The 18,272-nt window shown below is 64.6% G+C and carries 18 protein-coding genes; all 18 read left to right on the top strand.

Going from position 1 to position 18,272, the window contains the following annotated elements; translation table 11 throughout:
• Positions 1 to 26 precede the first annotated feature (26 nt).
• The 18 genes from AC13FW_RS08750 to AC13FW_RS08665 all read left to right on the top strand — a co-directional run bounded on the left by AC13FW_RS08750 (position 27) and on the right by AC13FW_RS08665 (position 18,184).
• On the top strand, positions 27 to 1,499 hold the full coding sequence (locus AC13FW_RS08750) for a flagellin (RefSeq protein WP_282271496.1): 1,473 nt from the start codon (positions 27 to 29) through the stop codon (positions 1,497 to 1,499).
• Between the two features lie 289 nt (positions 1,500 to 1,788).
• The gene (locus tag AC13FW_RS08745; RefSeq protein WP_482988843.1) at positions 1,789 to 3,294 is read left to right on the top strand and encodes a flagellin; all 1,506 of its coding nucleotides are present in this window, start codon (positions 1,789 to 1,791) and stop codon (positions 3,292 to 3,294) included.
• Positions 3,295 to 3,631: 337 nt separating this feature from the next.
• Positions 3,632 to 4,996, top strand: coding sequence for a flagellar filament capping protein FliD (gene fliD / locus AC13FW_RS08740; RefSeq protein ID WP_482988842.1), 1,365 nt, complete (start codon positions 3,632 to 3,634; stop codon positions 4,994 to 4,996).
• 114 nt (positions 4,997 to 5,110) lie between these two features.
• Positions 5,111 to 5,533, top strand: a complete 423-nt coding sequence (gene fliS / locus AC13FW_RS08735) for a flagellar export chaperone FliS (RefSeq protein ID WP_482988841.1) — start codon at positions 5,111 to 5,113, stop codon at positions 5,531 to 5,533.
• Positions 5,533 to 5,844, top strand: a complete 312-nt coding sequence (locus AC13FW_RS08730; protein ID WP_296248812.1) for a hypothetical protein — start codon at positions 5,533 to 5,535, stop codon at positions 5,842 to 5,844. Before fliS ends, AC13FW_RS08730 begins: the two co-directional genes overlap by 1 nt.
• Positions 5,841 to 6,410, top strand: a complete 570-nt coding sequence (locus tag AC13FW_RS08725) for a PilZ domain-containing protein (RefSeq protein ID WP_296248810.1) — start codon at positions 5,841 to 5,843, stop codon at positions 6,408 to 6,410. Before AC13FW_RS08730 ends, AC13FW_RS08725 begins: the two co-directional genes overlap by 4 nt.
• A 78-nt stretch (positions 6,411 to 6,488) precedes the next feature.
• Positions 6,489 to 7,121 (top strand): response regulator, encoded by a 633-nt coding sequence (locus tag AC13FW_RS08720; RefSeq protein ID WP_282272112.1) that lies wholly within the window; start codon positions 6,489 to 6,491, stop codon positions 7,119 to 7,121.
• A 261-nt stretch (positions 7,122 to 7,382) separates the two neighbouring features.
• Complete coding sequence (gene rpoN / locus AC13FW_RS08715) at positions 7,383 to 8,792, top strand: RNA polymerase factor sigma-54 (protein ID WP_482988840.1); 1,410 nt, start codon at positions 7,383 to 7,385, stop codon at positions 8,790 to 8,792.
• Positions 8,793 to 8,806: 14 nt separating this feature from the next.
• Positions 8,807 to 9,187 (top strand): response regulator, encoded by a 381-nt coding sequence (locus AC13FW_RS08710; protein ID WP_282272108.1) that lies wholly within the window; start codon positions 8,807 to 8,809, stop codon positions 9,185 to 9,187.
• Positions 9,180 to 10,667 carry a sigma-54 dependent transcriptional regulator gene (locus AC13FW_RS08705; RefSeq protein ID WP_296248805.1) on the top strand — a complete coding sequence of 496 codons (1,488 nt, stop codon included), beginning with the start codon at positions 9,180 to 9,182 and terminating at the stop codon, positions 10,665 to 10,667. Before AC13FW_RS08710 ends, AC13FW_RS08705 begins: the two co-directional genes overlap by 8 nt.
• 294 nt (positions 10,668 to 10,961) lie before the next feature.
• On the top strand, positions 10,962 to 11,318 hold the full coding sequence (gene fliE / locus AC13FW_RS08700; protein ID WP_296248803.1) for a flagellar hook-basal body complex protein FliE: 357 nt from the start codon (positions 10,962 to 10,964) through the stop codon (positions 11,316 to 11,318).
• Positions 11,319 to 11,330: 12 nt separating this feature from the next.
• Complete coding sequence (fliF, locus tag AC13FW_RS08695) at positions 11,331 to 12,974, top strand: flagellar basal-body MS-ring/collar protein FliF (RefSeq protein WP_482988839.1); 1,644 nt, start codon at positions 11,331 to 11,333, stop codon at positions 12,972 to 12,974.
• A 10-nt stretch (positions 12,975 to 12,984) separates the two neighbouring features.
• A complete protein-coding gene (gene fliG / locus AC13FW_RS08690) occupies positions 12,985 to 13,971 on the top strand; it encodes a flagellar motor switch protein FliG (RefSeq protein WP_062171551.1) in 987 nt (328 codons plus the stop codon).
• Positions 13,972 to 14,024: 53 nt separating this feature from the next.
• On the top strand, positions 14,025 to 14,609 hold the full coding sequence (locus AC13FW_RS08685) for a FliH/SctL family protein (protein WP_482988873.1): 585 nt from the start codon (positions 14,025 to 14,027) through the stop codon (positions 14,607 to 14,609).
• Positions 14,606 to 15,997 (top strand): flagellar protein export ATPase FliI, encoded by a 1,392-nt coding sequence (fliI, locus tag AC13FW_RS08680; RefSeq protein WP_482988838.1) that lies wholly within the window; start codon positions 14,606 to 14,608, stop codon positions 15,995 to 15,997. The genes AC13FW_RS08685 and fliI overlap by 4 nt, the downstream gene beginning before the upstream one ends.
• On the top strand, positions 15,994 to 16,446 hold the full coding sequence (gene fliJ, locus AC13FW_RS08675) for a flagellar export protein FliJ (protein WP_296248795.1): 453 nt from the start codon (positions 15,994 to 15,996) through the stop codon (positions 16,444 to 16,446). Before fliI ends, fliJ begins: the two co-directional genes overlap by 4 nt.
• Complete coding sequence (locus AC13FW_RS08670) at positions 16,443 to 17,513, top strand: flagellar hook-length control protein FliK (RefSeq protein ID WP_482988837.1); 1,071 nt, start codon at positions 16,443 to 16,445, stop codon at positions 17,511 to 17,513. The genes fliJ and AC13FW_RS08670 overlap by 4 nt, the downstream gene beginning before the upstream one ends.
• A gap of 200 nt (positions 17,514 to 17,713) precedes the next feature.
• Positions 17,714 to 18,184: an REP-associated tyrosine transposase gene (locus AC13FW_RS08665; RefSeq protein ID WP_482988872.1), complete on the top strand. Its 471-nt coding sequence runs from the start codon at positions 17,714 to 17,716 to the stop codon at positions 18,182 to 18,184.
• Positions 18,185 to 18,272: the final 88 nt, after the last annotated feature.

Genomic DNA, 18,272 nt, shown 5'->3' with positions numbered 1-18,272 from the left:
GCACCGAGCACAACGGAGACGTACCCATGGCACAGATCATCAACACCAACATCATGTCGCTGAACGCTCAGCGGAATTTGAACACCAGCGGCTCCAGCCTGGCTACTTCGATCCAGCGCCTGTCCTCGGGCCTGCGTATCAACAGCGCCAAGGACGACGCCGCCGGCCTGGCGATTTCCGAGCGTTTCAGCACCCAGATCCGCGGCATGGACCAGGCCGCCCGCAACGCCAACGATGGCATCTCGCTGTCGCAGACCGCTGAAGGCGCCCTGGGCGAGATCAGCAACAACCTGCAACGCATCCGTGAGCTGGCAGTGCAGTCGCGCAATGCGACCAACTCGCCTTCCGACCGCGCCGCACTGGACGCCGAAGTGCAGCTACTGAAGGCCGAAATCCAGCGCGTCGCCGAGCAGACCAACTTCAACGGCACCGCATTGCTGGATGGCAGCTTCCAGAACCAGGCGTTCCAGGTGGGTGCCGATCAGGGCCAGGTGATCAACATCGCGCAGATCGCCAACGCCAACATCAAGGAACTGGGCAACTGGAACCGCGTGGATACACCTGCCTCGGCAGCAGCCGTCGCCGCTGACGGCGGTTACGTCGCAGGCACGCCCACCCCCGGCACCAGCACCTTGAGCCTTGCAGGTGTGGCTGATCCGGCTGCCGCGCTGTCCTTCCAGGTTGGCGGCACCACCATCAACGTGGCAGCTGACGCGGCGCGCACCACCGCTGCCGGCTTGGCTACCGCGGTCAACACTGCAATCGGCACCAACATCGCAGGGCTTACCGCCAGCGTCAGCGGCACCGATATCGGCCTGAGCAACACCAATGCCACACCGATCACCATTTCCGGCGGCCTGACCGGCACGGTCGGCGCCCAGACTGAAGTCGGCGGCACCCCGGCCACCTTCACCGCTGGCAACTTCACCCTGACCGGCAGCAAGGGCACTGCGACCATCAGCTTCAGTGCAGCCGGTGGCGCCTCACAGCGCGCCAGCGATCTGGTAAAGGCCGTCAACAACCAGAGCTACAACACCGGCGTCACCGCCTCGTTGGATGCCAGCGGCAATCTGCAGCTGGCTTCGGCATCAGGCCAGTTCACGATTGCTGGCGGCGCATCGTTGACCGCACAGACCGGCCTGACGGCGGCAACAACGACTGACTGGGCGGCCGGCGCGGCTGAAACCGGCTTCGCCGATCTGGACGTGCTCTCTGCTACCGGTGCTGACAATGCACTCAACGCCATCGACGCTGCGCTGCAGTCGATCAACTCCTCGCGTGCCGATCTGGGTGCAGTGCAGAACCGCTTCACCTCGACCATCGCCAACCTCAACACCTCCTCGGAGAATCTGTCGGCCGCACGCAGCCGCATCCGCGATGCCGACTACGCCAAGGAAACCGCTGAGCTGACCCGCACGCAGATCCTGCAGCAGGCGGGCACGGCAATGCTGGCGCAGGCCAACCAGTCGCCGCAGAACGTGTTGAGCCTGCTGAAGTAAGCAAACGCAGCTGTAATGCCGAGCCATGCTCGGCAGGAGCTTCACTGGCAATGCCCCTGCCGAGCATGGCTCGGCACCGAGCGAGCACCGAAAACGCACAAGCCCCGGGAAACCGGGGCTTGTGCGTTTTGCGGTTTTGGAATCACTTGCAGCAAGGCGCTAAAGCTGCCGGAAAAGCTGCCGTTATTGGTATCAGCAGCGGTGCTAAGGCTCTTCTTACCCCCGCCCACTGCACCCAGTACCGGCCAGGTGATGTGCCGGACCCAACGCCACATAGGAAGCTCGAATCATGGCACAAGTCATCAACACCAACATCATGTCGCTCAATGCTCAGCGTAACCTGGGCACCAGCGGCTCCAGCCTGGCCACCTCGATCCAGCGCCTGTCCTCGGGCCTGCGCATCAACAGCGCCAAGGACGACGCCGCCGGTCTGGCGATCTCCGAGCGTTTCAGCACCCAGATCCGCGGTATGGACCAGGCTGCCCGCAACGCCAACGACGGCATCTCGATGGCGCAGACCGCCGAAGGCGCGCTGACCGAAATCGGCAACAACCTGCAGCGTATCCGTGAGCTGTCGGTGCAGTCGCGCAACGCCACCAACTCGCCTTCCGACCGTGAAGCCCTGAACGCCGAAGTGCAGCTGCTGAAGGCAGAAATCCAGCGCGTGTCCGAGCAGACCAACTTCAACGGCACCAAGCTGCTGGACGGCAGCTTCCAGGCACAGTCGTTCCAGATCGGTGCCGACCAGGGCCAGACCATCGACATTGCCCAGATTGCCAATGCCAATATCAAGGACCTGGGCAACTGGAACCGGGTTGATACCGCGGCAGCCGCCTCGGCCGTTGCACCGACCGGCACCGTAACCGCCGGTGGCACTGGCGAAATCGATCTGACCGCATTGGCTGTGGACACCACCAATGGTGTTGCTGGGTTCAACATCGACATCAACGGCACAACGGTCAACGTGACCGCCACCGCCTACGCTACCGACGCAGCCACCACTCAGCAGGCTGTTGCCACCAAGGTTGCTGGCCTGATCAACACCGCGACCGGTGGCACCGTCGCCACTGCCGCGGCAGGAAAGATCGCCCTTGACAACTCCGACGATGGCGCGAAGGCACTGTCGGTCAAGGCTGCAGGCAGCCAGTTCGCCAGCGTCTCGGTCAGCGGCGAGAGCGTCGCTTTCGATGCTGGCACTTTCACCCTGGCGGGCAAGAAGGGCGAAGTCACCATCAACTTCGGCGCTGCAGGCAGCACCGCACAGCGTGCCAGCGACCTGGTCAAGGCGATCAACAACCAGAGCTACAACACGGGCGTCAGCGCATCGCTGGACAAGAACGGCCAGCTGGCTTTGTCTTCTTCGCTGGGCGATTTCAAGGTCTCCGGCACGGCGGCGGATGTGCTGAAGCAGACGGGCCTGACCACTGGCGACACTGCTGGCGGGGCCGTTGGCAGCGCTTGGGCCGGCGGAGCAGCAGCCACCGGCTTCGCTGACCTGGACATCTCCACCACCGCCGGCGCCGACAACGCGCTGAACGCAATGGACGCGGCCCTGAGCACCATCAACTCGGCACGTGCCGACCTGGGTGCCGTGCAGAACCGCTTCACCTCGGTGGTTGCCAACCTGAACACCTCCTCGGAAAACATGTCGTCGGCCCGCAGCCGTATTCGTGACACCGACTACGCCAAGGAAACGGCAGAGCTGACCCGCACGCAGATCCTGCAGCAGGCCGGTACCGCCATGCTGGCCCAGGCCAACCAGACCAGCCAGAACGTGCTGAGCCTGCTGCGCTGATCCAGCAAGCAACACTCTCCACGTCGGCGTGAAAACGCCGCCGTGGCACAGGCCCCGCCCGCAATGGCGGGGCCTGTTCGTTATGGATCCAGTAAACCCCCAGCGCCAGGAGTACGGCACCGAAGCCGGCACCTGGGCAACTCGATCGAGCGCTATCAAGGACCAGCCACCTCCGCCTTGGCAGGACGCGCCATGGCCTGCCCTGCGTGAGCACCAGAACGCGCTGGCACGCCGCTTGCAGATGACTGCGCAACCACGCGGCTAAAGCTATGCCGCCGCGTGCCGATATCCGGGGTGGCAGCTGCAGTTGCACCCCCTCGCCGAAAGAGGAAAACCCATGGCTACGTCTTCCCTGTCCACCATTGGCTCTGGCTTGGACATTCCCACCATCGTTGCGCAGCTGGTCGCCGCTGAACGCGCACCGGCAGCCAACCGCATCAACACCCAGGGAACCGCGGCCACCGCCAAACTCTCGGCGCTGGGCAACATCAAGAGCTCGCTGAGCAGCTTGCAGACGGCGATGGACGCCATGGGCAAGGCCGCCGATCTGCGCGCCTACAAAACCTCGGTGCCGGAGAAGAGCGGCTTCTCCGCCACCATCGTCACCGACCCCTCCACCGGCAAGACCTTGGCTGCCGCCGGCACGTACAACATCGAAGTGCTCAGCCTGGCGCAGCCGCAGAAGCTCAGTTCCGGCGCATTTGCAGCCGACACCGTGGTGGGCGACGGCAAGCTGTCGATCGCCTGGGGCGAGGAAGATTCCATCTCGGTCGATATCGCGCCGGGCAGCAACCTGGCCAGCATCGCCGCCGCCATCAACAGCGCAGCTGGTGGCAAGGGTGTTAATGCCACCGTCATCACCGCCAACGATGGCCAGCACCTGGTGCTCAATGCCGTCAATGCAGGTACCGAAGGTGCGTTGACGGTCACCGCCAGCGGTGGCAACGGCGGCCTTTCCGCGCTGACCTGGGACGGCAGCAGCGGTGGCATGTCGCAGATCAGCCCCCCGACCAACGCGCACGTGCGCGTGGACGGCTTTGACCGCGAATCCAGCAGCAACAGCATCAGCGACATCATCGCCGGCGTGACCCTGGAACTGACCAAGGCCGAGGTAGGCACCACCACTGCGTTGACCATCACCCAGAACAACGAACCGCTGAAGACAGCGGTGCAGGCCTTCGTTACCGCCTACAACGCCTCCACCAGCCTGCTGAAGACCTCCAGCGCCTATGACGCAGAGAAGGACCAGGCGTCGGTGCTGACGGGCGACTCGATGGTGCGCGGCCTGCAGCAGCAACTGCGCGGTCAGCTCAGTGCCAACGTCATCGACCTCAAAGAGTTGGGGCTGACCATCACCAAGGATGGCACCCTGTCACTGGATGCCAGCGTCTTCGACAAGGCGATGGCCAAGAACCCCGCTGCCGCCGAGGCCCTGGTCGGCAAGAGCGGCAAGCTGTATGAAGGCATGAACAGCATCCTCAAGAGCAACCTGGACAGTGGCACCGGCACCCTCGTGCAACGTACCGACGCGCTCAACAAGGAAATCAAGAAGCTCAGCAAGCAGCTCGACGATCTCGACGCGCGCATGGAAAAGGTGTCGGCGCGCTATACCGCCCAGTTCACGGCGATGGACAAGCTGGTGTCACAGATGCAGGGCACCAGCAGCTACCTTTCGCAACAGCTTTCGTCGACGTCGGGCTGATAGCCCAGCACGGGCTCAAGCCGCACGCCTTGATGGCCGATAGCAGATCACGCCACACAAATGATGTATCGGCAGTCGTTGCCATCACTGCACGAATACCAGGAGATTGAGTACATGTACGGTCCCAGCCGCAATTTCGCCGAGCAATACCGCCAGATCGGCGTTTCAACCCGGGTAGTGGATGCCGACCCCCACAAGCTGGTTTCCCTGCTTCTGGAAGGCGCCAGCGAGCGCATGCGGCGCGCTGAAGCCTTCCTTGCCAAGGGCGACCAGGCATTGAAGGGCAAGGCAATCGGCGAAGCCTGCGCCATCGTTGGCCAGCTCAACGGCTCGCTCGATCATGTCGCCGGAGGTGAAGTTGCAGGCAACCTGTCCACGCTCTATGACTACATCGTGCAGCGCTTGACCGAAGCCAACCTCAACAACGACGTTGCCGCTCTGCAGGAATCACTCTCCCTGCTCAGAGAGATCGAATCTGCATGGAACGCCATCCCGTCCGAGCAGCGCAGCATGTCAACCGCAAACGGAGCACGCTGATGGCCAACATCGCCAGCGGGATGCTTGATGCCCTGCACGCCGATCTCGATGCCCTGAAGAATGCCATCGAGGCGGAAGATCATGACGGTGCCGAACAGATTGTCGCCGCCCATGATGAGCGCCTGCGCAGCTATATCCAGGAAAACGGTACCGCCGGAAGCGCCGATGCCCTGCAGGCACTGCTGGAACAACAACGCAGCGTGACTGCACGGATGCGTGAGCTGCGCGACCAGGCCGCCATGCACCTGCGCGCCGAGCGTCAATCCACCCGCGCGGCCAGCGCCTATCTGCAGGCCGGAACCCTGGCATGAATCCCACCGGCATCGCCCATCCTGCTGAAACCGAGCTGTTCGACGACACCCTCAGTTGCGAACTGTCACTGCCAGCGGTGTTCGAGGCCGGTGCCAAGGTAAAGCGCCCGGGCAGCGCCGAGATGCTCCTGCGCAGCATCGCCCTCGTCGAGGACGCCCGCAATGTGGACGACAGCGACGAACGCAACGACAACAGCCTGCAACTGCAGCGGCTGGAAGCACGCCTGGACCTGACCCTCGTGCTGCTGGGCCGCCTGCTGCAGCGCGAGGCGCCGTCTGCGCCAGCCACACCGCTACGCTGGTCGCGGCATGGCCTGCGCCTGCAGCGCGAGCAGCTGGGCGGCTTCGTCACCGGCACCACCGGCGTCGCCAGCCTGCAGCCCGCTGAATGGCTGCCCGACGCGATCGAGCTGCCTGTCGTGGTCCTGGCTGAAGCCGATACAGCACAGGGGACGCAGCTGTGGCTGCGCCTGGATACGCAGAATGATGCGTTACTGGCAGCCGTCGAACGCCATTTGTTCCGACTGCATCGCAAGCAGATTGCCGACAGTCGCCGCAACCGGTGAGCCTATTCCCACTTTGTGCTCTGGCGCCTGCCTCGCTGCTCCGCTAAGGTGCAGCCTTCCGTTATGACCCGGTCTCCTGTGCGCGTTCTTATTGTCGACGACCACACCTTGGTTCGTGCTGGGCTCACCCGGCTGCTGCAGACATTTGACGGGATCCAGGTGGTGGCCGAAGCCAGCAATGCCGAACAGGCTTTGGAAATGGCACTGTTTCATGTGCCGGACCTGATCCTACTCGACCTGTCCCTGCCCGGCCGCTCAGGGCTCGAAGCCTTGACCGATATCCGCCAGCGGCTGCCGCACGCTCGTGCGGTGATGATGTCGATGCACGATGACGCTGCACATGTGCGTGATGCACTCGATCGCGGTGCGGTCGGTTTTCTGGTCAAGGATGCCGCACCTGCCGAGCTGGAACTGGCACTGCGTGCCGCCCATGCCGGCCAGGTTTTCCTGAGCCCGCAGATTTCAGCAAAGATGCTCGCACCGCTGATCGGCAAGGAACGGGCAACCGGCATCGGTGCGCTGTCACCACGCCAGAAGCAGATTCTGCGGCGCCTGGGCACTGGCCAGACCACCAAGGAAATCGCAGCAGACCTGGGCATCAGCATCAAGACGGTGGAAACCCACCGAGCACGGATGATGGAATCGCTGGGCTGCCGTCGCGCCAACGACCTGCTCCTGTTGGCGCTGCGCCATGAAAACGACCTCGCCTGACGCCAAGGCGCCAGAAAAATCGAATCTGTGTCACGAAATCGGAAACCCGTCACCACGGCGGCACAAGCTACTGGAATCAATGGCTTGTAACAAATGCGCGCTTTCGCTGCGCCAATTATTCGACGCCATGTAAGGTAATTACCTACATCACGTAGGGCGGGCTTTGACAGCTATAGGGCCAACACCTATTACCGCCCCGACATGAAGCACGCAAGATGCGTTCCACAACGCAGCCATCCACTGGCCGCAACGGGGAAACGCATGAAAGCCGCACTGTCCGCCCAGCTGGGCCAGCAACTTCACCTCACGCCTGCCTTGCTGCAGTCGATCCGCTTGCTGCAGCTCAACGGCATGCAGCTGGAGCTGGAAATCCGCCAGGCGCTGGAGAGCAACCCGCTGCTGGAGCTGCAGGAGCAGGCCGAGGACGCGCCGGCAACGACGGATGTCGAGGTTGCGCAGACTGAAACCGCAGCGTTCGATGAATTGCCCGAAAGCAATCTGTGGGATGTACCCGGCGCCAGCTGGAGCGCCGACGACGAAGACCGCATGGCACGCGTCGCGGCCGGTGAGTCCACCGACCCGCAGCTGCGCATCCTCAACGCACTTGCTTATGAACTGGACGATGCCGACCTGGCCGTGGTCAGCTTCTGGCTGGACCACTGCGATGAAGCAGGCTACCTGCAGGCGCCACTTGCACAGCTGACCCAGCTTGCCAGCGCCCGCCTGGACCGTAGCAGCACCGATATCGAAGCCCTGCGCCAGCGCCTGCTGCATGGGGAACCCGCCGGCATGGCCGCCGTGGACCTGCGCGAGTGCCTGCTGGCCCAGCTCACCGCCCTGCCCGGCCACGTCCCGGCCCGCCATCTGGCGCGTCGCCTGCTGGACGCCGACATGCAGCTGCTGGCCAACCACGACTATCCGACCCTGGCCCGCACACTGGACGCCGAGGTCGAGGACGTGCAGGAAGCCTTCCGCCTGGTCCTGTCCCTGCAGCCACGCCCGGGCGACACCCTGCTGCCGCAGCAGGAGCTGAGCGTGATACCGGACGTGGTCGCCTGGCACGCCGATGGTCAATGGCGCGTCGCGCTGAATCCGGCCACCACCCCGCGGCTGGCGATCAACAGCAGCTACGAGCGGGTTGTCGCCGACAGCAGCGGTGAAGCCGCCCAGCCGCTGCGCGAAATGCTGCAGGAAGCACGCTGGCTGACCCGCGGCCTGTCAATGCGCTACGACACCCTGCTGCGTACCGCTCGGGTCATCATCGAGCGTCAGGCTGCCTTCCTGGTCAACGGCGAGGAATCAATGGCGCCGCTGACCCTGAAGGAAGTGGCCGACCTGATCGGCATGCACGAGTCCACCGTCTCGCGGATCACCTCCGGCAAGTACCTGCAGACGCCGCGTGGCACCTTTGAACTGAAGCACTTCTTCGCCGTGCGCCTGGAAGGTGCCAGTGTCTCCGGGCAGGCCGTCAAGGCCATGGTCAAGCGCCTGATCGATGCCGAACCGGCCGCACGCCCGCTGGCCGACGAGGCCATTGCAGGCCTGTTGTCGCGCCAGGGAGTGAACATTGCACGCCGGACCGTCGCAAAATACCGCGAACAGCTTGATATCGCCCCGGCCCGCGAGCGTCGCCGCCAGAGCAGCAAGCCCCAGCTGGCCCGTGTGGGCTGAGACCAAGGATTCCCATGAACAAGCTCACCGTAGTGCTGGTCGACGATCATGAAGGCTTCATCAACGCCGCCATGCGTCATTTCCGCAAGATCGACTGGCTGGAAGTGGTCGGCAGTGCAGCCAATGGGCTCGAAGCGATCGAGCGCTCCGAAGCCCTGCGCCCGCAGGTCGTGCTGATGGATCTGGCCATGCCGGAAATGGGCGGCCTGCAGGCCACGCGCCTGATCAAGACCCAGGACCAGCCGCCGTACATCGTGATCGCCAGTCACTTTGATGACGCCGAGCACCGCGAACACGCACTGCGCGCCGGTGCCGATAATTTTGTCAGCAAGCTGTCCTATATCCAGGAAGTGATGCCGATCCTGGAAGGACTCAAGGTACAAGAAGATGAGTGAATCACGCATTCTGGTGATCGACGCCGATGGCATGCGCGCCGAGCGCACCTTGGCCCTGTTGGAGTTCATGGACTTCAACCCGCGCTGGGTCTGCGAAGCGCAGGATATCGACGTCAGCCGTCACCGCAGCAACGACTGGATGGCGGTGGTGGTCGGCGCGCTTGAAGATGCCGACCGTGCCGCCGGCTTTTTCACCTGGCTGGCCGGCACTTCGCTGCCGCCGCCGATCCTGCTTGCCGAAGGCGATCCGCTGGCCTTCTCGCGCCACTACGGCCTGCACGAAGCCAATGTCTGGCCATTGGAACAGCCGATGCGCCACGCGCAGATGGAAGCGCTGCTGCGCCGTGCCAGCCTGAAGCGACTGGATGCCGAGCATCAGGCCGACAATGCCGGTGACAGCGGCCCGACCGGGCACAGCCCGGCGGTCACTGAACTGCGCCAGTTGATCGAGCAGGTCTCCAATTTCGATACCACCGTGTTGGTACTGGGCGAATCCGGTACCGGCAAAGAAGTAGTCTCGCGTGCCATCCATCAGCGTTCGCCGCGCCGCGACGGTCCGTTCATCGCCATCAACTGCGGAGCGATTCCGCCGGATCTGCTGGAAAGCGAACTGTTCGGCCACGAAAAAGGCGCCTTCACCGGCGCGCTGACTGCACGCAAGGGCCGTTTTGAAATGGCCGAAGGCGGCACCCTGCTGCTGGACGAGATCGGCGACATGAGCCTGCCGATGCAGGTCAAGCTGCTGCGCGTGCTGCAGGAACGCAGCTTCGAGCGCGTCGGTGGCAACCAGACCATCCGCTGCAATGTGCGGGTGATCGCCGCCACCCACCGCGACCTGGAATCGCGTATCGCCGATGGCAAATTCCGCGAGGACCTGTTCTATCGCCTCAACGTGTTTCCGATCGAAGTGCCCGCACTGCGTGAGCGCGCCAGCGATCTCCCGGTGCTGGTGGAAACCATTGCCACCCAGCTCGCACGCACCGGACGAGGCGAAGTGCGTTTCGCCCCGGAAGCACTGCAGGCGCTGGCCAGCTACGCCTGGCCGGGCAATGTGCGCGAGCTGACCAATCTGGTCGAGCGCCTGGCTGTACTGCATCCCGGCGGCACCGTGCGCGTACAGGACCTGCCCAGTCGCTACCGCGGTGACCAGGCAAACCTTGCCACCGCAACGAGCAGCGACGACGAACGACCGATGCTGCTTGGAAAGCAGGCTACGGCGCCTGCACAACCTGCCAGCCAGCCGAGCGGCTTGATCAGCAGGATCAGTGCGCCGGATAGCGGCAACCAGCTGCCCAGCGAAGGCATGGATCTGCGCGACCACATGGCCAGCATCGAGCTGACCCTGATCAATGAAGCACTGGAGCGTACCCAGGGCGTGGTGGCACATGCCGCCCAGCTGCTCGGCCTGCGCCGCACCACGCTTGTGGAGAAGCTGCGCAAGTACGGCATCGAGCGCGACTCGGCCGAAGCCAGTAGCTGACGTAATCCGGGCAAGCGGGGGTAGATCCGGGATGTCTGGCCAAGCGTCGCAAAACCCCCAGATCCCGCCCCGCTGCGCTGCCCACACCCACGCTGCGCAACTCGCATCACGGCCGCCGGTTCTCCGGCGGCCGTCTTCGTTTCAGCCCCACGACCTTCAGCAAACCGTCGCCGCCGGTACCGCGATGGCGACGGAAACCCGGCGCATTCACGAACATCAAAGCCTTCACGGTTCCGGCATGCAACTTGCAACTGTCCCATCAGCTCCCCCACACGTTGCCCGGAACCCCGCACGATGTCCCACTCCATCACCTCTGTTCTCTCCCAGATCCGCACGCTGCAGAACCAGGTCGGGCAAGCCGCACCCCTTGGTGATGTGCCGCGCAGCAATGCGATCCAGGGGCTGGCCGAAGGCAATGCCGTTGCCGCGCCTTCGTTCAGCCAGGCCTTGCAGGGTGCCATCCAGGGTGTCAACGAAGCCCAGCAGAAGTCCGGGCAGTTGGCTGCCGCATTCGAGCGTGGCGATGCCAATGCCGACCTGGCCAAGGTCATGGTCGCCTCCCAACAGTCCTCGCTGGCGTTCCGCGCCACCGTGGAAGTCCGTAACCGTCTCGTCCAGGCTTACCAGGACGTGATGAACATGCCGCTGTAAGGATCCGCACGCATGGCACTCGCGCTGTCCAGAGAATCACTGAATCCGGAACGGGCTGGCGCCTGGTTCGACCGTCTGCAGAGCCTGCAGATCACCCGCCGTCTGGGTTTGATGGCAATGATCACGGTTGCCGTGGCAGCCGGTCTGTTCGTTTTCTTCTGGGCGCAGAAGCCGCAGATGATGCCGCTCTACACCGGGCTGGACCAGAAGGCGACCGCCGAAGCCACCGACCTGCTGCGCTCCGCACAGATTCCGTTTGAGCTGGACGCCACCACCGGTGCCATCAGCGTGCCGGAGAAGAACGTGCACGACGCACGCCTGAAACTGGCCGGTTCCGGCCTGACCGAGAGCGGCCGCCTCGGCTTTGAGATGATGGAGCGCGATCCCGGCTTCGGCGTCAGCCAGTTCGTCGAAACCGCGCGCTACCAGCACGCGCTGGAGACCGAGCTGGTGCGCACCATCAGCAGCCTGCGACCGGTCCGCGATGCTCGCGTGCACCTGGCCATTCCCAAGCCCAGCGCCTTCACCCGCCAGCGCGATGTCGCCAGTGCCTCGGTCGTACTGGAACTGCGCGGTGGCCAGCAGCTGGAACGCAACCAGGTGGATGCCATCGTGCACATGGTCGCTTCCAGCATTCCTGATCTGGCACCCGAGCGCGTGACCGTGGTCGACCAGAGCGGGCGCATGCTCACCATTGCCGACCCCAACAGCGAAGCCGCGCTCAACGCTGCACAGTTCGACCAGGTGCGGCGCCTGGAAGGTTCCTACAACCAACGCATCCGCGAACTGCTGGAGCCGATGACCGGTGCCGGTCGGGTCAATCCGGAAGTCAGCGTCGACATGGATTTCTCGGTCACCGAGGAAGCCCGCGAGCTGTTCAACGGTGAGCCGCAGAAGGTTCGTAGCGAGCAGATCAGCGAGAACAGCAGCGCCACCGCCGGCCCGCAGGGCATTCCCGGTGCGACCAGCAACACCCCGCCGGGCGCCGCTGCAGCACCGCCGGCTACCGCCGCCACGCCGACCGAAACCTCCAAGAACGCCACCCGCAATTACGAGCTGGATCGCACCCTGCAGCACACCCGCCAGCCGCCGGGCCGGGTCAACCGTGTGTCGGTTGCGGTTCTGGTGGACCATGTGCCGCGTGCCGGTGCCAACGGCAAGCAGACCGACCAGCCGCTCACTGCCGCCGAACTGACCCGCGTCGAAGCGCTGGTCAAGCAGGCCGTCGGCTTCAGCGCCGAACGCGGCGACACGGTGTCGGTGATGAATGCACCGTTCGTGCGCGAATCCATTCCGGTCGAAGCCCCCAAGTGGTGGGAGAACCCGCAGGTGCGTGATGCACTGCGCTTGGTGCTTGGCGCCATCGTGGTCCTTGCCCTGCTGTTCGGCGTGCTGCGTCCTGCACTGCGTCAGATCACCGGCACACCGAAGGCGTTGCCGGGTGCCGAAGATCCGCTGCGCGCTGATGTACAGGTTCTGGACGACGGCACTGAAATGCCGGCGCTGGCTGCCGATCGCCTGCATCTGGAAGGCGCGCCCACCCTGGCGCTGCCGGTGGACGCTTATGAAGAACGCCTGCGCATGGCCCGCGAAGCAGTGAAGACCGACTCCAAGCGGGTTGCCCAGGTAGTGAAGGGATGGGTGTCAAATGACTGATGCAATGCCGATGACCGGCGTGCAACGTGCCGCCGTACTGCTGCTGTCGCTCGGCGAGACCGACGCGGCCGAAGTGCTGCGTCACATGGAACCGAAGGAAGTGCAGAAGATCGGCATCGCCATGGCCACGCTCAGCGACGTCACCCGCGAGCAGGTGCAACAGGTGATGGATGATTTCGGCGCCGAACTGGGCAACAAGACTTCGCTGAGCGTCGGCTCGGACGACTACATCCGCAACATGCTGGTGCAGGCGCTGGGCAATGAGAAAGCCAGCAACCTGATCGACCGCATCCTGCTCGGCCGCAACACCACTGGCCTGGATGCGCTGAAGTGGATGGACCCGCGTGCAGTCGCTGACCTGGTGCGCAACGAGCATCCGCAGATCATCGCCATTGTCATGGCCCACCTGGAAACCGACCAGGCCGCCGAAGCGCTGAAGCTGCTGCCCGAGCGCACCCGCGTCGACGTGCTGCTGCGCATTGCGACCCTCGATGGCATTCCGCCGAACGCGCTGAACGAACTCAACGAGATCATGGAGCGCCAGTTCGCCGGCAACCAGAACCTGAAGTCGTCGAACATCGGCGGCGTGCAGTGTGCTGCCAACATCCTCAACTTCATGGACGGCGGCCAGGACCAGGCCATCCTCACCGAGATCGCCCGCATCGATTCGCCGCTGGGCAGCCGCATCCAGGACCTGATGTTCGTGTTCGACGACCTGGTGGACCTGGACGATCGCGAAATGCAGTTGGTGTTGCGCGAAGTCAGCGGCGAACGCCTGGGCCTGGCCCTGCGCGGCGCCGACATCAAGGTACGCGACAAGATCACCCGCAACATGTCGCAGCGGGCAGCCGAGATCCTGCTCGAAGACATGGAAGCGCGTGGCCCGGTACGCCTGTCGGATGTGGAGGGCGCGCAGCGCGAAATCCTCGCCATCGTCAAACGCATGGGCGATGAAGGCACCATCACCCTCGGCGGCGCAGCGGAGGCCATGCTGTGATCAATGCCGTGCGCTGGCACGCCCCGGATCTGAACGCACCGGCCAACCCGTCGGTGGCGGAGGAGTTCGACCTCGCATCGCTGGAAACCATCGTTGCCGAGCCGGCAGCTCCCGCCTTGCAGCCGCCGACCTTGGAGGAAATCCAGGCAATCCGCGATGCCGCACAGGAAGAAGGCTTCCAGCAGGGGCATGCCGAAGGCTACGCGCAGGGCCAGGCCGAAGTGCGTCGCCTGACCGCACAGATCGAGGGCATCCTCGACAACTTCAGCCGCCCGTTGGTGCGACTGGAAAACGAAGTGGTCGGCGCACTCGGCGAACTGTCGGTACGTATTGCCGGCGCCTTGATCAGCCGAGCCTACGAGGCCGATCCATCGCTGCTCAAGGATCTGATCGACGAGGCGCTGGATACCGTCAGCGGCACCAACCGCGACGTCGAGGTGCGCCTGCACCCGGATGACATCGCTGCAATCAGCAATCTGCTGACCTTGCCGGCCGGGCAGCGCCTGGTGCCCGACCACAGCCTCAGCCGCGGCGACCTGCGCGTGCACGCCGAGGCCGTGCGCGTCGATGGCACCCTCGATGCACGCCTGCGCGCTGCACTGGCCACCGTGCTGCGCCGCGCAGGAGCCAGCCAATGAATTCTGCCTCCGCGCCCTCGCCCGCTCCCGCCGACTGGGCTGCCGCACGCAACCTGCGCCTGGCCGCGCGCCTGGATGGCATCTCGCTGGATGCCGGTGGCGGTCACGGCCTGGTCCGCGAAGGTATCCTGCGCCGCGCCGTTGGCCTCACCCTCGAAGCCGTCGGCTGCGAAGCGCCGATGGGCGCCAGCTGCAAGGTGGAGATCATCGATGGTGGCTGGGTCGATGCCGAAGTCGTCGGCTTCTCCGGCGACCGCACCTATCTGATGCCCAGCGCCGAACTGCACGGCCTGTTGCCCAATGCCCGCGTCGTGCCCTCCTATCGCCGGGGTGGCGTCGAGGTCGGCGAAGGCCTGCTCGGACGCGTCATCGACTCCGATGGCGTTCCGCTGGATGGTAAGGGCCCGATCCGCGCTGAGGGCGTGGTGAGCATGGCCGGCGTGTCGATCAACCCACTTGCACGCGAGCCGATCACCCAGCCACTGGACGTTGGCGTGCGCGCAATCAATTCGCTGCTGCCAATTGGGCGCGGCCAGCGTGTCGGTCTGTTCGCGGGCTCCGGTGTCGGTAAATCGACGCTGCTGGGCATGATGACCCGCTTCACCGCTGCCGATGTAATCGTGGTCGGCCTGATCGGTGAACGTGGCCGCGAAGTGCGCGATTTCGTCGAGTCAACACTGGGCGAGGAAGGCCTTCGCCGCGCGGTGGTCGTCGCCAGTCCGGCAGACCGCCCGCCGTTGGCGCGCCTGCACGGCGCCTACCGCGCCACCGCCATCGCCGAGTGGTTCCGCGACCAGGGCTTGAACGTGCTGCTGCTGATGGACTCACTGACCCGCTTCGCCCAGGCGCAGCGCGAGATCGGCCTGTCGGTTGGCGAGCCGCCAACCACCCGCGGCTACCCGCCGTCGGTGTTCGCAAAACTACCCGCGCTGGTCGAGCGCGCAGGCAACGGTGCCAAGGGCCGCGGCTCGATCACCGCCTTCTACACCGTGCTCACCGAAGGCGACGATCCGCAGGACCCGATTGCCGACGCCGCCCGCGCCATTCTCGACGGTCACATCCTGCTGTCGCGACGCGTTGCCGACAGCGGCCTGTACCCGGCCATCGATGTCGAATCCTCGGTCAGCCGCGTGGTCCAGGACATCGCCGACGACGTCTGGCGCGCACGTATCCGCAAGCTCAAGCAGCTGGTATCGGCCTACACGGCCAACCGCGACCTGATCGCCATCGGTGCCTATCAGCGCGGCAACGACCCGCTTACCGACGAAGCATTGGATCGGTGGCCCGAGATCATGCATTTCCTTGGCCAGGACGTGCACAACGCCGCCGACCTGAGTCACAGCCTCAGCGCATTGCATCAATTGGTAGATAGTGAGACGCCCGCATGAGCCCTAGCCGTCGCCTGGACCCGCTGCTGCGCCACGCGCAGGATCGCGAAGATGAAGTCGCCAAAGCCCTGGCAGAACGCCAACAGGCCTTGGACATGCATCAGTCGCGCCTTTCCGAGTTGCGCCAGTACGCCGACGAGTACGCGAACGCACAGCTGGCGACCACCAGCGCCGCCCAGCTGCTCAATCGCCGCGCTTTCCTTGATCGCCTCGACAACGCGGTGGAAGCGCAGAGCAAAACCGTGGACAGCAACCAGGAGCGCGTTGACGCCGAACGTGCCCGCCTGCTGCTCGCAAGCCGCGACAAGGCCGTGCTGGAACAGCTGGCGGCAAGCTACCGCGCCCAGGAAAAACAGGTCGCCGATCGTCGCGACCAGCGCGAGATGGATGATATCGGTGCCCGCCGTGTGCGCCTGAAGAACGCCGAGGGTGAGGGAGAAAGCCAGTGAACGTTCTTTCCCCCGCACTCGGCGGTGCCGGCAGCATCGACAACAGCGGCGCGCGCAGCAACAGCACCGACAAGTCCAGCAACAACGGCTTCGACGCAATGCTCAACAGCAAGCCAGCCACGCAGAAGCCTGCAGCCAGCAAGCAAGCAAGCAGTGATGCCAAGCCCGCCAGCGAAACGCGCAGCGAAGACGGTGGCAGCGAAACCACTACGGAACAGAGCACCGCCACCGAAAGCAGTACCAACAACGACGACAAGCCCGACACGCAGACCGCGGCGGATGATGCGCCTTGGCCACCGTTTGGGCTGTCTGCGATCGTTGCCCAGCCAACGGAGCCTGCAACGCAGGCGCCAGCGGCCCTGGCAGCCGCGAACCAGGATGAGGCCACGCCAGCCAATCCGGCGGCGGCGCTCCCTGCCCTGCCAGCCGTTCCGGCTGCTGCCTCAGCCAAGCCGGCCACCATCAGCGCTGACGAGGCCAGCGCAGAGTTGAGCCTGCCGTTGGCCGCCGCAACCGCGAGCGACGATGCAAACACCCTGAACCTGGACGCCGACACCCCTGCCCCCACCACGTTTGCGTCCCTGTTACACAACCAGGCCTTGCAGGAAGTCCGCGCAAGCGCCCCGGCCAGCAGCATCACCGCACCCACGCCAACCCCGGACCTGAATGCCGGCGACTTCGACGAAGCCATCGGCGCCCGCGTCGGTTGGCTGGCGGAGCAGAAGATCGGGCACGCCCACATCCGCATCAATCCGGAAAACATGGGCGAGATCGACGTCAAACTGCAGCTGGACGGCGACCGCGTCCACGCCAGTTTCAGCAGCGCCCACGCCGATGTCCGCCACGCCCTGGAAAGCAGCCTGCCGCGCCTGCGCGAAATGCTGGGCGAGCAAGGCCTGCAACTCAGCCATGCCGATGTGGGCCAGCAGTCCGGGTCGCAGCAGCAGGGCGACAAGGGCGAGACGGGCAGCGGACTGCCATCCGGCAACCAACTGGAAGGCAGCGACCTCCCCGTAACCTCCAGCCACAACCTGCGTATGCGCGGCCTGCTGGATGCGTATGCCTGAGATCACTCTCTTGTGGGAGCGGTGTAAACCGCGAAGCTGATGATCTGAAACATTCCCTGCCTCGCGGCTGACGCCGCTCCCACAAGGCCCACCACTTTTGTGGGAGCGGTGTAAACCGCGAGGCTGATGATCCATCCGCCCATCTACAAACGATCACTGTGCTGACAGCACTTGGGAAGCCGCAGCGCCATCCTGCGTTGATGGCGCTTCCAGCAATCAGCCCAAAGCCAGGATCCAAAACCCTCCGCACAGGCCGAGTATCCCTACCCGGCCACGCATACCTGCTCACCTTCACAACGCTAGCTCGCCAGCCGTTTTTTCTGGACTTCCAACTGGCCTCGCGCATAGCTCAAGCCTTGTATCACCCCCTGCTTTGGCGTGATGCACGGCTATTGGCCTGGGTACTGATGCCAGACCACTGGCATGGTCTGGTACAGCTGGGTGCCTGTACCACTCTCAGCTCATTGGTGCGGAGCATAAAATCCAATACGGCACGCAGCTTGCCAGAATCGATCAGCCGCCCTATTTGGTCACCGGGTTTTCATGACCGGGCCATTCGCAAGGATCGGGACCTGAAGGCGACAGCCCGGTACATCATCATGAATCCGGTCAGGGCCGGGCTTGTGAGCTCTCCGCGCTTCTACCCGTACTGGAATGCACTATGGCTCTAAGCCCGGCTTTTGTGGGAGCGGGGGGGGGGGGGGGGGGGGGGCGCCCCCCCCCCCCCCCCCCCCCGGGGGGGGGACAGCACCCCCCCCC

The organism is Stenotrophomonas sp. 21LCFQ19, assembly GCF_056861425.1.
The sequence above is the reverse complement of the archived record's forward strand: the minus strand, read 5'-3'. Positions and strand labels throughout refer to the sequence as shown.